The organism is Aeromonas sobria (assembly GCF_000820145.1).
Classification (GTDB): Bacteria; Pseudomonadota; Gammaproteobacteria; order Enterobacterales; family Aeromonadaceae; genus Aeromonas; species Aeromonas sobria.
This window is the reverse complement of record NZ_CDBW01000045.1, coordinates 14,793-29,444: the sequence shown is the minus strand read 5'-3', so window position 1 is coordinate 29,444 and position 14,652 is coordinate 14,793. Positions and strand designations below refer to the sequence as shown.

Below are 14,652 nucleotides of genomic sequence, written 5' to 3'. Positions count from 1 at the left end.
GGGATAATGAGGGTTTCGTCATGTTCAAGCTCGGTGATATCACTGTGAGCCGCAAATTGATCTTGCTGCTCACGGTCGCATTTGTCGGTTTTATCTCGCTGCTGTTTATCTCGGCCAATGCACTCCAGCGCAATCTGATGAGCGAGCGAGAGGCGCGGCTCAATGCGGTGCTGGGACAAACCATGAGCCAGATCCAGTTTCTGGCCAGCACCTTGCCAGCAGAGCAGGCCCAGCAGGAAGCGCGCAAGCTGCTGACCAACACCCGCTTTGATGGCAACAACTACCTGTTTGTCATCGACGAGAGCCGCACCATGCTGGTTCACCCCATCCGCCCCGAGCTGGTCGGTCAGAAGATGGGGGAAGGGGGAGCTGCCACCGCTGGGCAGTTCTGGTTCCAGATGGTGGATATCGCCAGAGGGGGTAAACAGGGCACCCTGCAATATGTCTGGACCGGTCCGTCAGGCGAAACGGCTGACAAGCTCTCCATGGTCTCCGGCTATCAACCCTGGGGCTGGATCCTCGGTTCAGGCATGCTGCTGCAGGATATCCAGCAGACCATCTGGGCCCAATACATGAAGATGGGTACCGCCACCGCCATCGCGGTCTTGCTGATGGGGCTGCTGGGCTGGCGCATCACTCACTCCATTGTCTCCCCCCTCAATCAGATCAACCACGCCATGCAACGGGTTGCCAAGGGCGATCTGGTGGTGAGCATCCCGGTGCACGGCAAGGATGAGTTGGGTATGGTCGCCCGCTGCACCAACCAGAGTCTGGATGCCATCCGTCACGCCCTGCTGGAAGCAAGTCTGGGGGCCCGCAACGTGGCGGATGCCGCCCTGCGCATCGCCGCCTCTGCCGAGCAGACCAACCAGGCTGTCACCAGCCAGCGGGATCAACTGGCCCAGCTCGCCACCGCCATGAACGAGATGAGTGCCACCATCACCGATGTGGCGGGTCATGCTGAAAATACCGCCCGCGATACCCAGGATGCCACCAGTGAAGCAGGCTTGGGCAACCAGGATGTCCATGCCAGCGTTCACGGTATTCAGGCGCTGGCTACCGAGGTGGAACAGGCAACCGTGCAAGTCAATCAGCTCAAGGAGGGGGTGATGCAGATCAGCGAAGTGACGGCTGTTATCAGCGCCATTTCGGAACAGACCAACCTGTTGGCCCTCAATGCCGCCATCGAGGCAGCACGGGCCGGCGAGCAGGGCCGTGGCTTTGCCGTGGTGGCCGACGAGGTGCGCCAGCTGGCCAGCCGCACCCGCCAGTCCACCGAAGAGATCCAGAGCACCATTGCCCAACTGCAACAGCGAGCCGTTAGTGCAGCCAGCGCCATGGATGCCAGCCGCAAACTGGCGGAGAGCAGCGTCAATCAGTCACGCCAGGCAGGTCAGGATCTCACCCAAATCGTCAACCGCATCCAGCATGTGAGCGATATGGCGACCCAAATTGCCACCGCCGCCGAACAGCAGAGCATGGTAGCCGAGGATATGAACCGCAATGTCAGCGGCATCAACGACTCGGCGCTGGAGATGTCTCAGTCAGCCTCACAACTGGCCCAAGAAAGTGAGCTGCTGGCTGGCCTCTCCCGCAGTCTGGATGAGCGGCTTGCGGTGTTCAAACTGGGCAAGGAGTCGACTATCACCCCGATGCAAATCCCCCATGCGAGCCCTCGAACCGTCACAGAACAGAGCGCCCGCCACTGATCGACGACACAATCATCGCCAGCAACAAGGCTGGCGATGATTGACCATAGCTAAAATCGCCAAAGCCCCATTGTGCGCACAACTTAAGGAACAAAAAAGCGGCGCAGCCACTTGGTGCGATAACAAAGGAAAAATAAAAACAGACACTTAAGCAGACAAGAGGTCAGTCTGAAATCTCAGTTAAACGTTTATTCTTAACACATTAATCATTGATTGATATAGTCTCGCCGATTATCTGGCTCCGGCCACCTTACATAGTCAATTGGCAAACTGATTGTAAAATCAGGACGCAAAGCCTCCGGTCCTTCGACACTGTAGGATAGCGGGGTTACCACTCCATCCATGGGGTGCTGACACCCGCCAGCTATCGCCCATTGACTGCCCAGTTCTAGTTCCCAGAGGAATATATGGCAGCAAACACCCACCTTAGTCATGCCGCAGTGGCACTGGCACTACTGGTCAGCGGCAGCGCCCTGGCCCACGGTTATATCAGCCAACCCGAAAGTCGCAACTACCTGTGCAAGACCGGCGGCAATAGCCAGTGTGGCGGCGTGCAGTGGGAGCCACAAAGCGTGGAAGGCCCCTCCGGCTTCCCGCAGTCTGGCCCGCAAGATGGTCAGATCGCCTCGGCGGGCAGCCCACGCTGGAGCGAACTGAACGTTCAGACCAGCGATCGCTGGACCAAACGTGATGTACAAGCTGGCCCCTTTGCCATCAGCTGGACCTTCACCGCCAACCACGTGACCCGCAACTGGCGTTACTACCTGACCAAGCAGGATTGGAACCCCAACCAGCCGCTGACTCGCGCCTCGTTTGACCTTAATCCCTTCTGCGTCATTGAAGGCAACATGGTGCAGCCACCCAAGCAGGTCACTCATCAGTGCAACCTGCCAGAGCGCACCGGTTACCAGGTCATCCTGGGTGTGTGGGAAGTGGGTGATACCGCCAACAGCTTCTACAACATGATTGATGCCCAGTTCAAGGATGGCAATCAGCCACCGCTGGAGTGGAGCCAGGCTGGCACCATCTATCCCTCCATCGATCTGACCATCGGCGACAAGGCAGTAACCCGGGTATTCGATGCCATCGGCGAGCGCCACGAGCTGCAGACCGTGCTGACCATTACCAGCAATGAGCAAGGCCTGAAAAATAACTGGACTCATGCGCTGGCAACCAAGATCAACGCCGAGCAGAGCCAGATCCGCGCCGGCCAACAGAGCGCCAATGGCGAGTTCAACCCGATCTACGGCATGAACCCTGTCTATCTGAAGCGCGGCAGCAATCTGGAGCGAGTCGAGATTGACCTGCTGCAACTGAAACCACCGGTCGTAGACACCGTCAGCGTCAGCGGTTTGGCCAGCGACTATGTGCTTGAAGATGGCAAAGTCACTCTCGATTTTACCGTTACTGCACAAGGGGATCTGGCCGTCACCAATACCCTGTATGACCACGGCGGTGTCGCCAAAGGCCAGAGCAGTGCCGATATCAAGGACAGCAGCCACACCTTCACCATGGCACTGGAAGGGCTCAAAGCAGGCCATCATCAACTGGTGATCAAAGGCATGCCAAAAGCAGGCGGCGAAGCCATCCAGCAGACCATGGATCTGATGTTTAAAGAGGCAAGCAGTGGCGGCGACTACCAGTTCGTCTTCCCGAACGACATCAAGTCCTACACCGCCGGTACCAAGGTACTGCAGCCGAAAAATGGCAAGGTCTATCAGTGCAAGCCGTTCCCCTACAACGGCTACTGCGTGCAGTGGGCAACCACCGCCACCCACTATGAGCCGGGTGTCGGTTCCAACTGGCAAGATGCCTGGATTGAACTGAACTGACCCCGCACCGGGTCATGACACCATCAATAAAACGGGGAGCCATTGGCTCCCCTTCTTGTCTTCTCTTCCGACCTCAAATCTGGAAGTCGATGGCGGGCTCGCTGCCCATGGCGCGGGCCTGAATATCCGCCAGCGCCAGCTCGGGGTTGCAGAGCTGGATAAACTGCCAGGCGAAGTTGTGGTGGAACTGCCCCTGCTTGAGGCCGATCCAGGCGGTGTGGGGGGCAAACAGATGGCTGCCATCGAGCTGCACCAGCCCCTGATCGCGCTGGGGATCGAACGCCATATCGGCCAGAATGCCGACCCCCATCTCCAGCTCGACATAGGTTTTGATGACATCGGAGTCCTGCGCGGTCAGCAGGATCTGCGGCTCTATGCCTGCCTCGGCAAACGCCTCGTCCACTCGTGCCCGCCCGGTCAGCCCCGCCTGATAGGTGACGATGGGCCAGTTGGCCAGTGCCGCCAGAGTCAGAGCCCGCTCGCCAGCCAGCGGATGTTGCTCGGGCACCACAATATTGTGGTGCCAGCGGTAGTAGGGAAAGGCCACCACCCCTTCGCTCTTGTCGAGCTGCTCGCTGCTGATGCCAATATCCACCTCGCCGGTCTGCACCAGCCGCACTATCTCCTCAGGGCTGCCCTGGCGCAGCTCCAGCTGCACCAGCGGGAACTGCTCGCGAAACGCCTTCACTACTCGTGGCAGCGCATAGCGCGCCTGGGTATGGGTGGTCGCAACCAGCAGGCGTCCCGCCTCACGGTTGGCAAAGGTACTGGCCAGTTTGCGGATATTGTTGGCGTCACCCAGGATACGCTCGGCAATCACCAGCAGCTCCTTGCCCGGCTCGGTCATGCCGAGCAACCGCTTGCCGTAGCGGATAAAGAGCTCTAGCCCAAGCTCCTCCTCCAGCTCGCGGATATGGCGACTCACCCCGGATTGGGAAGTAAAAAGGGCATTGGCCACCTCGGTCAGGTTGTAATCCCGCCGCGCCGCTTCCCGGATAATACGTAACTGCTGAAAATTCACCTTGTCGCCTCCTGCGAAGGGTGGGCGACACAACCTGGTCACTCCCCTCATTTTTGTTATATGGCCGGGATCACGCCCGGCTGACAGCCTGAACCGGGCGGCTACACTGCCCGCAACACTGCATCAAATCTGGTAGTCGGGATAGAACTGCGCCTGTCTGGCCACCAGCCTCACCCCCTGCCCCGGCGCAAACAGTTTGGCCGCCTCTTTGGTCAGCTCCGCCTCGTAGTGGGCACCTTTGGTCTCGCCATCGCCACGCAGCTCCACCCGAATGCGCGGCCCCATGGGCAGCAAGCGGGTAATGGTGGCGCGGATCCCGCCCGGCGCATCGGCTGGCAAGATCTCCAGCTCATGGGGACGGACATAGGCGATGGCGGCACTGCCGTGGGCCAGATGGGAAGCCGATGGCCCGCCGAGCAGCTGCTCGCCAATGCCGAATCCCTGCTCGGCCACCCGACCACGGAACTGGTTGACGCTGCCGAGGAAGCTGTGGACAAAGGAGCTGGCGGGCTGGTCGTAGACCTCGGCCGGGGTGCCGATCTGCTCGACTCGCCCGGCATTCATCAGCACCACCCGATCCGCCACCTCCAGCGCCTCCTCCTGATCGTGAGTCACGAACAGGCTGGTGACGTGCAGCTCGTCGTGCAGCTCGCGCAGCCAGCGGCGCAGCTCCTTGCGCACCTGGGCATCAAGGGCGCCGAAGGGCTCGTCCAGCAGCAGCACCTTGGGCTGAACCGCCAAGGCTCGGGCTAGCGCGACCCGCTGACGCTGACCGCCGGAGAGCTGGGTCGGATAGCGCTCGGCCACGTGGCTGAGCTGCACCAGATCCAGCAGCTCCTTGACCCGGGCACGAATGGCCGCCTCCGCCGGGCGCTCGCTGCGCGGTTTGACCCGCAAGCCAAACGCCACGTTCTCAAACACCGTCATGTGGCGAAACAGAGCGTAGTGCTGGAATACGAAGCCGACGTTGCGCTCACGCACGTGCAGATCCGAGGCATCCTCGCCACGGATGATGACGCTGCCACTGTCGGCCTGCTCCAGCCCGGCGATGATCCGCAGCAGGGTGGTCTTACCACAACCGGAGGGACCAAGCAGCGCCACCAGCTCACCGTCGTGAAAGTCGAGGTTGATGTCTGCCAGCGCCGCGTACTGATTGAAATGCTTGTTAAGTTGTTGAACCTGAATGCTCATGGCTGCCTCTTTAATACAGTGATTCAGTGAGATTTGGTGGGCTGACCACGCAGCCGTGCCAACAGGGTTTCACCCAGCAGGGTGAAGATCCCGAACAAAGCCAGCAAGCTGGCCACCGCAAAGGCGGCGCCGGTCTGGTACTCGTTGTAGAGGATCTCGATATGCAGCGGCAGGGTATTGGTCTGGCCGCGAATATGGCCGGAGACCACCGACACGGCACCAAACTCCCCCACCGCCCGGGCGGTACAGAGCAGCAGGCCATACATCAGGCTCCAGCGGATGCCGGGCAGGGTGACGCGCCAGAACATCTGCAGGCCGCTCGCCCCCAACATGATGGCAGCCTCCTCCTCTTCCGGGCCGCGCGCCTCCATCTGGGGCAGCAGCTCGCGCACCACGAACGGCACTGTGATAAAGGTGGTGGCCAGAATGATCCCCGGCGTCGCGAAGATGATCTTGATGTCGTGCTCGCTCAGCCAGTCGCCAAACCAGCCACGACTGCCAAATAGCAGCACCAGCATCAGCCCCGCTATCACCGGCGACACCGAAAATGGCAGGTCGATGATGGTGATCAGCAGTTGCCGACCGGGGAAGCGGAAGCGGGCGATGGCCCAGGCCGCCGCGATCCCGAACAGCAGGTTGAGGGGAACGGCGCAGAGCGTCACCAGTGCGGTGAGGCCAAGGGCGCTCAGGGCATCCGGTTCGCTGATGGCGTGCCAGAAGAAGGCGAGCCCCGGCGTCAGCGCCTGAATAAAGACGGTGGCCAGCGGCAGCAGCAGCAGGGCGGCAAACCAGCCCAGACCCACCGTGATCAGCAACCACTTGACCCACTGGGGCTCGCGGATCACGACCGGAGCCTTCCGGCCGGGGGCCGCCTCCACAGGGGCCACCTCAATGGCGATGGCAGATGAACTCATATCCGGCTCCCTCCGATGCGAGACCAACTCCAGGCCTGCAACTTGTTGATTAGCAGTAACAAAATGAATGAAATCAGCAGCATCACCACGGCGATGGCGGAGGCACCGGCATAGTCGTACTCCTCCAGATGGCTCATGATCATCAGCGGCGCGATTTCGGAAACCATCGGCAGGTTGCCAGCGATAAAGATGACGGAGCCGTACTCCCCCACCCCACGGGCAAACGCCAGGGCAAAACCGGTGAGCAGGGCCGGGATCAGGGTCGGCCACAGCACCCGCAGAAAGGTCTGCCAGCGGTCGGCGCCGAGGCTGGCGGCCGCCTCCTCCTGCTCGATCTCGGCTTCCCGCAGCACCGGCTGCAGGGTGCGTACCACAAACGGCAATCCGATAAAGGTCAGCGCAATCACTACACCAATGGGGTTGTAGGCGAGTTCGATACCAAAGGGGGCGACCCACTGACCAATCCAGCCGTTGGGGGCGAAGATGGCGCACAGGGCGATGCCGGAGACAGCGGTCGGCATGGCAAATGGCAGGTCGATCAGCGCATCCACCAGTCGACGACCGGGGAAGGTGTAGCGCACCAGGATCCAGGCCAGGATCAGCCCGAACAGACTGTTAAGCAGTGCCGCAATAAATGCCGCGCCGAAACTCAGGCGAAAAGAGGCGAGCACTCGCGGCGAACCGATCACCTGCCAGAACTCGGCGGCACTCAGGTTGTTCACCGCAAACAGCACCAGCGCCGAGAGCGGCAACAGCACCAGCAGACCCAGATAGAGCAGAGTGAAGCCAAAGGTAGGGCCGAAACCCGGCAAGACAGAATAAGAACCAAATCGCATAACACATCCGTCTGTTATGAATAATTTAAGATGTGGTGATTCTGCGCACTCTTCCTGTCAGCAACAAACACCGTTTGCGACTTTGCTAATTACTTTTTTGTCTAACAACGGTGGGACAAGGCTTTTAGAGCGATCCAAATAAAAAAAGGTCTTTTATATAAATAAAAGACCTAAGAAATGGAGCAATACGGAGCGGAACATTCAAAGAACGGGGCATGGCGCAACCAGCGAACCACGCGATCGCCGGCCCTCCAACCACTTCACAGATAACTAGCGAAAACCGAGCACCACGGGCCGGGGCGAGGCGGCCTTGACCGGCGCCACCACCAGCTCACCACGGCGATAGAGGGCACCCAGCAGATTAAGCCCCTGATGCCAATCCCCATGACCGGACTGGGCATTGATATGGCCCGCCTCACCGGCATCGAACAGCGGCACCTGCCACTGACGGCTCCAGTATTCGGCCCGCTCAAAGCTCATCCAGGGATCGTTGCGGCTGGCCACCAGCTGGGCCGACACCTGCAGCGGCTCGGCCAATGCCTCATCCGCAATGCCAAAGCGGGCGGGATCGGCGGGGGCCACCAGAAAAATCGAGGCGACCTTCTCCGGCTGTAACCTGGCCGCCGCGATGGCGGTCAGCGCGCCGAAGGAGTGGGCCACCAGATGGACCCTACTGCGACGACTTTTAAGCTTGCTCGCCAGCTTGGCACTCCAGACCCTGAGGTCTGGCTTGTCCCACGGCAGCCCCGTCATGCGCTGCCATTGGGGAAAGTGATCGTGCCAGCGGCTCTGCCAATGATCCGGCCCGCTGTTGTGCAGACCGGGAACCAGGAGGATCTTGTTCATCTTGGTGCTCCTATCGGCTGGCACAGGGGCCAGTTCAGTGATGGATATAGCGGCTATCAACGACCCGGCTGGTAGATCTGGTCAAACAGACCACCCTGGGCGAAGTGCTTCTTCTGGGCCTTCTCCCAATCCCCTTCCAGATCCTTGACGGTAAAGAGGGCAAGCTGCGGGAACTGGGCCGCAGTCTCCTTCAGGATCGCCGGGTTGCTGGGGCGGTAGTGATGCTTGGCGACGATATGCTGCCCCTCGTCCGAGTAGAGATATTCGAGGTACGCTTTCGATACCGCTTCGGTGCCGTGCTTCTTGGCGACCTTGTCCACCACAGCAACCGGCGGCTCCGCCAGAATGGATACCGATGGCGCCACCAGCTCGAACTTGTCGCTGGCCCCCGCCTGACCGAGCACCAGCAGGGCTTCGTTCTCCCACGCCAGCAGCACGTCACCGAGACCGCGCTCGGTAAAGCTGGTGGTGGCACCGCGCGCCCCCGAGTCGAGCACCCTCACGTTCTTGTAGAGATCGCCGACAAACTGCTTGGCCCCCTCTTCATTGCCACTCTTTTTCAGGGCATAGCCCCAGGCGGCCAGATAGTTCCAGCGCGCCCCGCCGGAGGTCTTGGGGTTGGGGGTGACGATGGCCACATCCTTGCGCACCAGATCATCCCAATCCTTGATCTGCTTGGGATTGCCCTTGCGCACCAGGAAAACGATGGTGGAGGTATAGGGTGCGGCATTGTTGCCGAGGCGGCTCTGCCAGTCGGCGGCGATTAATCCCTCCTTGGCGATGGCATTGACGTCATAGGCCAGTGCCAGCGACACCACGTCGGCCTCCAGACCATCCACCACGGCGCGGGCCTGCTTGCCGGAGCCACCGTGGGACTGGCTCACCACCACGTCATCACCGGTCTTCGCCTTCCACTCCTTGGCAAAGGCGGCATTGTACTCCTGAAACAACTCGCGGGTCGGATCGTAGGAGACGTTAAGCAGGCGGATCTCGGCGGCATTGGCCTGGCCAAATGCCAGCAGGGAGAGCAGGGTCAGGGCGGTCATTCGCAGTTTCATGGTGATACTCCATATCTCGTTGGGTTGAGAGCAGCATGCCGTGGAGTTGTTATGCCGAGAAGAAAGAAATAGCTCTTTGCTTATCTCTTTTGTTCATATCGAGCCGCTATGCCCATTGACACAAAGCCCCGGACGCAGACTCTGTGAGCCATGCCCCTCTGCCACCTTGAACCCTGTGCCATCATGGGAACAAGGCAGACAGATGACGAAAAGGAAGTCGTTATGTGGATCAATGCAGAACCCGTCAATGGCGCCCTGGTCTCGCTGGCCATCGGCCTTATCATCGGGCTGGAGCGGGGCTGGCAGGTGCGCCAGCTGGGGGATAACCAGCGCATCGCCGGGATGCGCACCTACGGCCTCATCGGCCTGCTCGGCGGGGTGTGCGGTTTGCTGCTACCTACTCTGGGCCCCTGGCTACCGCTGCTCGGCCTGCTGGCGGTGGTGATCGGCTGCGGCCTCTCGGTCTGGCTGGCCCAGCGCTGGCAGGGGGAGTTTGGCCTCACCAGCTCGGTGGCCATGCTGCTCACCTACCTGCTCGGTCTGATGTCGGTGCTGCTCAGCCCGAGCGAGGCGGTGGCCTGCGCCGTGCTGGCCGCCCTGCTGATGGGGCTCAAGGGCAAGATCCAGCAGGGGATGCTGTTTCTCAGCGAAACCGAGTTCCACGCCACCCTGCGCTTTCTGCTTATCTCGCTGGTGCTGCTGCCGGTGCTGCCCAACGAAGAGATGGGGCCGCTTGATGCCTTCAACCCCTTCAAGATCTGGCTAATGGTGGTGGTGATCGCCGGCATCTCGTTTTGCGGCCACTTTGCAGTGCGGCTGCTCGGCACCCGTGCCGGACTGGTGCTCACCAGCATACTGGCAGGACTGGCCTCCTCCACCGCCCTCACCCTGCAGTTCGCCCGCCTCAACAAGGAACAAGGGGGGCTGGAGCGGCTGCTGGCTACCGGCATCCTGCTGGCGGGAGCCACCATGTGGTTGCGACTGCTGGTGCTGGTGTTGCTCATCCACAGCGAGTTGGCGATGCGCCTCGCCGCCCCTCTGCTGCTGCTGGCAGCCACCGTCTACGGCTTTGCCTTCTGGTTCTGGCGCCAACGCGAAGAGCTGACCGACGGCCCGGTAAAACCGGAAACCAACAACCCCCTCGACCTGCCAACCGCCATCAAGTTTGGCCTGCTGCTGGCACTGATCGGCTTTATGGCCACCCTGCTGCAAGACAAGGTGGGCAACTCCGGGGTCTATCTGCTGGCGCTGGTGTCGGGGATCACCGACGTGGACGCCATCACCCTCTCCCTCTCCCAGCTCTCCCACAAGGAGCTGGCACTGGAGGTGGCCGCTCGCGGCATTCTGCTGGCCGGGCTGGTCAACTCGCTGGTGAAGGGGTTGCTGGCACTTGGCATCGGCGGTCGCAGTCTCGGGCTGCGGGTGCTGCTCCCCTACTTCGTCTCGGCCCTGCTGATCCTGCCCCTTATCTGGCCTGCAGGTTGACGGGGGTCATCTGCAACAAGTGACAGACTGACGCCCCCCCTGACTGTCACGTATACTGCCCGCTCTTGCAGCATGAGGAGGTAGCAATGGCGAGCGACTGGGACAAGGTACTGGCAGGTGGGGCACTGGATAGCAAGAGCGAGGAGATAGCCAACGACCGGATCCGCGGTCAGGCGCTGCTGGCCCAACTCAATGGGTCATCTGCGGGCGATGGCCCTCTGCGCCAGCAGATCTGCCGCGAGCTGTTCGGCCACTGCCCCGACTCCTGCTGGATCAGCACGCCGTTTACCTGCGAGTTTGGCCGCAACATCCATATCGGCGAGAAGACCTTCTTCAACTTCAACGTCACCATTCTCGATGTGGGTGAAGTGCACATCGGCAGCCATGTGCTGCTGGCCCCCAACGTGCAGATCTACACCGCCACCCACACCATGAACTATCTGGAGCGACGCAACTGGACCGCCTACAACAAGCCGGTGCGGATCGGTGACGACTGCTGGATTGGCGGCGGCGCCATCATCTGCCCCGGCGTCACCATAGGGCCGCGATCCATCATTGGCGCGGGCGCCGTGGTCACCCGCGACATCCCGGCCGACTCGGTGGCGGTGGGCAATCCGGCCAAGGTGATCCGCACCCTCAAGCAGGATGAGGAGCGCTGCTGGGAGCTGGCCCAATGATGGCGCTGGCACTGCTGCCACTGGGCGCCGCCCTCTGGCTCGGCCTCAACGGCCAGCAGTGGTGGCCGCTGGGGATACTGCTGACCATGAGTCTGCTCACGGTGGCCGCCTACGCCTGGGACAAGCGGCAGGCGGTGCGCGGTGAGTGGCGCATTCCCGAATCCCGCCTTCATCTGCTGGAGCTGTGCGGCGGCTGGCCGGGAGCCTTGGTGGCCCGCCAGTGGCTGCGCCACAAGACCCAGAAGCGCAGCTACCGGCTGGTGTTCTGGTTTATCGTGCTGTTGCACCTGACCCTGTGGGCGCTCTGGCTTGGCCGCCCGCTCTGGCAGCAATAGCCACCCGGGTAACAAGATTGTGGCTTGGCCGCGCGCTCTGGCAGCAATAGCCAACTGCATCACAAAGGCGAAACGGGCCCCATTGCGGCCAATTGGCGACTATGAGAAAACAGAGCTGATCCATCAGCGTTGTCGCCGTTTATGACGACCATATTGATAACGACAAGGAGTCGTGACATGACCATGTGGACAGGCATAGTCCTGATCGTATTTATCAGCGTATTGTTCGGATATCTCGGCAAGCGGGCACGCTACCAGATGGGGGATTCCCGCATCACTGACCGCCTCGGCAAGCAGGATCTGGTCATTCGGGAGCTGCAGGAGCGGGTCGCCAATCTGGAGGCGATCGTCATCGAAGAGGAGAAGCGGCGCCCGTTTCGGGAACTGTGATTTTTCGTCATCAGGCTTCAGATAAAGAGAGAGGGCTGCATGATGCAGCCCTCTCTTGTTTGAACTGATTCAGATTACCAGCGGCAGCAACTCGGCATAGTCGCGGATCGCCGGGAAAGCGGTGATACTCTGCTCGGGCTTGCAGCTATCCGGATTCTGGATCGCCAGCTGATAGCCGATGCCATAGTCGGCGGCGGCTCGCAGGATCCGCTCGCTGTCATCCACAAACAGGGTGCGGGCCGGATCGAACGCCAGTCGCTCCGCCAGTGCCTGCCAGCAGAGCTGGCTCTCTTTCGACCAGCCCAGCTCGTGGGTGCTCACCATCAAATCCAGATGGTCGGCAAGGCCAAGCTGCGCATCCTTCACCGACAGGCTGGCGGGGTGGGCATTGGTGAAGAGCACCAGCTGCTTGCCCGCGGCACGCAGTTCGGCCAGAAAGGGGATGGCGTGAGGACGCCACTGGATCTTCGCCAGCAGCTCCTGCTTGAGGGCGCGAATATCGAGCCCCAGCGTCTCGCTCCAGTAATCCACGCAGTACCAGTTGAGGGTGCCGTTGACCGCCTGATAGTGCACCTCGATCTGCGCCTTTGCCTCATCCAGTGGCAGCCCGAGCCGCTCGGCGTAACGCTCCGGCACCAGCTGCTGCCAGAGGTGGTTGTCAAAATGCAGATCGATCAGGGTGCCATCCATATCGAGCAAGACGGTATCTATCTGGTGCCAGGGCAAGGTAGTGGAGCGGGAGTGTGGCATCGGGTCTCTTGATCTCGGTGTCGCGGAAGAAATGGAGCGGCAGTATAGCGGATTTTTCCTCCCCCTTTGCCCTCCCTGGCCCGTGGTGTTCGGTGTGAGAGTCGTTTACTCTTGAAGCACTATTTTTTAACGAGCAGCCAGCGTCCGATGAGCGACCCCCACAAGAGCAAACCCGAGCAAATCTCTGCCGACCAACTGGATCATCCCAAGTGCAAACCGGAGATCCTCAAGGCCGAAATAGTAGCCGAGAGCCGACTGTTCAAGGTGGAGTCCCTGCACCTCAAATTCTCCAACGGCGAAGAGCGGGTTTACGAGCGGATGCGCGGCGGCAACCGGGGCGCCGTCATGGTGGTACCGCTGTTCGACGCCCACACCCTGCTGCTGGTGCGCGAATACGCCGCGGGCACCCACTCCTACGAGCTGGGCTTTCCCAAGGGGTTGATCGACCCGGGCGAAGATGCCTTCGAGGCGGGCAACCGGGAACTGATGGAGGAGGCGGGCTTTGGTGCCAACAACCTGACCCTGCTCAAGCAGGTGTCACTGGCGCCCGGTTACTTCTCCAGCCGGATGGATATCCTGCTGGCGCGGGACCTCTTCCCCGAGCAGCGGATCGGCGACGAGCCGGAGCCCCTCGAGGTGATCCCCTGGCCCCTCAACCGGATTGACGAATTGCTGGCACGACCCGACTTCACCGAGTCGCGCAGCATCAGTGCCCTGCTCTTGGCCCAAAAGTGGCTGGCGGAGCAGGCAGAGTAGCCCGCAGACGGGCAGTTAATAGACAGAGGATAACGAGATGCAGGAGTTGTTGGCCTGGGTGCCGGGGGTCAAGCAGATTGCCCGCGAAGCCGGAAGGATCCTTCACGACATCTATCACGGCGGTCAGTTCGAGCGTCAGCTGAAGGAGGATGCGACCCCGGTCACCAGTGCCGATCTTGCTGCCGATGCCTACCTCAAGCAGGCGCTGTCGGCGCTCACCCCCCATGTGCCGGTGCTGACCGAAGAGGCGGCCGATGTGCCCTTCAGTCAGCGTGCCAACTGGCGGCAGTACTGGCTGGTGGATCCCCTCGACGGCAGCGGCGATTTCGCCACCCTGATCGCCCTGGTGCGGGACAACGTGCCGGTGCTCGGGGTCATCTATGCCCCCGAGTCTGACGTGCTCTACTGGGCGGTGCGCGGCTACGGCGCCTTCAAGGAGGTGAATGGCGAGATACTGCCCATCAGCGCCATGCACCACGAGCATGACCAGCCCGACTCGCTGGTGGTGGCTATCAGCCGCCGCCAGAAGCTGGAGAACCTCACCCGCCGCCTCAACCCGGCCATCAACTACGAGCTGATCCCGCTCGGCTCCAGCTCCCTCAAATCCTGTCTGGTGGCGGAAGGGGCTGCCGATTGCTACGTGCGGCTCGGCCCCACCGGCGAGTGGGACACCGCCGCCGCCCAATGCATCGTCGAGGCGGCCGGTGGCCGCATCCTCAGCCTGGCGTTGCAGCCACTTAGCTACAACGAGACCGAGTCGCTGGAGAACCCGGACTTTATCGTGATGGGGGATCCGGATCTCGCCTGGGGCAGCATTCTGGCCCACTAGGTAGAGGACGACGTCACCACACC

At 61.3% G+C, this 14,652-nt stretch carries 15 protein-coding genes and 1 riboswitch; of the genes, 8 read left to right on the top strand and 7 right to left on the bottom strand.

Translation table 11 applies throughout. The annotated features are described in order from the left end of the window. Positions 1-20 precede the first annotated feature (20 nt). Complete coding sequence (locus tag BN1135_RS19665) at positions 21-1,709, top strand: methyl-accepting chemotaxis protein (protein WP_042024151.1); 1,689 nt, start codon at positions 21-23, stop codon at positions 1,707-1,709. A gap of 254 nt (positions 1,710-1,963) precedes the next feature. Beyond that, positions 1,964-2,045: riboswitch (cyclic di-GMP riboswitch) on the top strand. A 71-nt stretch (positions 2,046-2,116) separates the two neighbouring features. Beyond that, on the top strand, positions 2,117-3,541 hold the full coding sequence (gbpA, locus tag BN1135_RS19660) for an N-acetylglucosamine-binding protein GbpA (protein ID WP_042024150.1): 1,425 nt from the start codon (positions 2,117-2,119) through the stop codon (positions 3,539-3,541). A gap of 73 nt (positions 3,542-3,614) precedes the next feature. Here the strand turns inward: gbpA and cbl are convergent, their stop codons facing one another. The 6 genes from cbl to BN1135_RS19630 form a co-directional block, all read right to left on the bottom strand. Next, positions 3,615-4,562 carry an HTH-type transcriptional regulator Cbl gene (gene cbl, locus BN1135_RS19655; protein WP_042024147.1) on the bottom strand — a complete coding sequence of 316 codons (948 nt, stop codon included), beginning with the start codon at positions 4,560-4,562 and terminating at the stop codon, positions 3,615-3,617. Positions 4,563-4,685: 123 nt separating this feature from the next. Further along, a complete protein-coding gene (locus BN1135_RS19650) occupies positions 4,686-5,753 on the bottom strand; it encodes a sulfate/molybdate ABC transporter ATP-binding protein (RefSeq protein WP_042024145.1) in 1,068 nt (355 codons plus the stop codon). Between the two features lie 23 nt (positions 5,754-5,776). Further along, positions 5,777-6,667: a sulfate ABC transporter permease subunit CysW gene (gene cysW / locus BN1135_RS19645; protein ID WP_042024143.1), complete on the bottom strand. Its 891-nt coding sequence runs from the start codon at positions 6,665-6,667 to the stop codon at positions 5,777-5,779. Beyond that, positions 6,664-7,503: a sulfate ABC transporter permease subunit CysT gene (cysT, locus tag BN1135_RS19640; RefSeq protein WP_042024141.1), complete on the bottom strand. Its 840-nt coding sequence runs from the start codon at positions 7,501-7,503 to the stop codon at positions 6,664-6,666. Before cysT ends, cysW begins: the two co-directional genes overlap by 4 nt. Positions 7,504-7,773: 270 nt before the next feature. After that, positions 7,774-8,349, bottom strand: a complete 576-nt coding sequence (locus tag BN1135_RS19635; RefSeq protein ID WP_042024140.1) for an RBBP9/YdeN family alpha/beta hydrolase — start codon at positions 8,347-8,349, stop codon at positions 7,774-7,776. 56 nt (positions 8,350-8,405) lie between these two features. After that, positions 8,406-9,407 (bottom strand): sulfate ABC transporter substrate-binding protein, encoded by a 1,002-nt coding sequence (locus BN1135_RS19630; protein ID WP_042024137.1) that lies wholly within the window; start codon positions 9,405-9,407, stop codon positions 8,406-8,408. Between the two features lie 222 nt (positions 9,408-9,629). Between BN1135_RS19630 and BN1135_RS19625 the strand changes: the two genes are divergently transcribed. From BN1135_RS19625 to BN1135_RS19610, 4 genes are all read left to right on the top strand, one after another. Next, on the top strand, positions 9,630-10,892 hold the full coding sequence (locus BN1135_RS19625; protein WP_042024133.1) for an MgtC/SapB family protein: 1,263 nt from the start codon (positions 9,630-9,632) through the stop codon (positions 10,890-10,892). Positions 10,893-10,978: 86 nt separating this feature from the next. Beyond that, on the top strand, positions 10,979-11,569 hold the full coding sequence (locus BN1135_RS19620; RefSeq protein ID WP_042024132.1) for a sugar O-acetyltransferase: 591 nt from the start codon (positions 10,979-10,981) through the stop codon (positions 11,567-11,569). Then, complete coding sequence (locus BN1135_RS19615; protein ID WP_042024130.1) at positions 11,566-11,904, top strand: DUF1294 domain-containing protein; 339 nt, start codon at positions 11,566-11,568, stop codon at positions 11,902-11,904. Before BN1135_RS19620 ends, BN1135_RS19615 begins: the two co-directional genes overlap by 4 nt. Positions 11,905-12,081: 177 nt before the next feature. Continuing rightward, on the top strand, positions 12,082-12,294 hold the full coding sequence (locus tag BN1135_RS19610; RefSeq protein WP_042024127.1) for a hypothetical protein: 213 nt from the start codon (positions 12,082-12,084) through the stop codon (positions 12,292-12,294). 69 nt (positions 12,295-12,363) lie between these two features. On the opposite strand, the gene yrfG is transcribed toward BN1135_RS19610, so the two are convergent. Beyond that, positions 12,364-13,044, bottom strand: a complete 681-nt coding sequence (yrfG, locus tag BN1135_RS19605) for a GMP/IMP nucleotidase (protein ID WP_042024125.1) — start codon at positions 13,042-13,044, stop codon at positions 12,364-12,366. Positions 13,045-13,191: 147 nt separating this feature from the next. Between yrfG and nudE the strand changes: the two genes are divergently transcribed. Further along, entirely contained in the window at positions 13,192-13,800 is a 609-nt protein-coding gene (nudE, locus tag BN1135_RS19600) for an ADP compounds hydrolase NudE (protein WP_042024122.1), read from the top strand. 37 nt (positions 13,801-13,837) lie between these two features. Beyond that, the gene (gene cysQ / locus BN1135_RS19595; RefSeq protein WP_042024120.1) at positions 13,838-14,629 is read left to right on the top strand and encodes a 3'(2'),5'-bisphosphate nucleotidase CysQ; all 792 of its coding nucleotides are present in this window, start codon (positions 13,838-13,840) and stop codon (positions 14,627-14,629) included. The last annotated feature ends 23 nt before the right edge of the window (positions 14,630-14,652 follow it).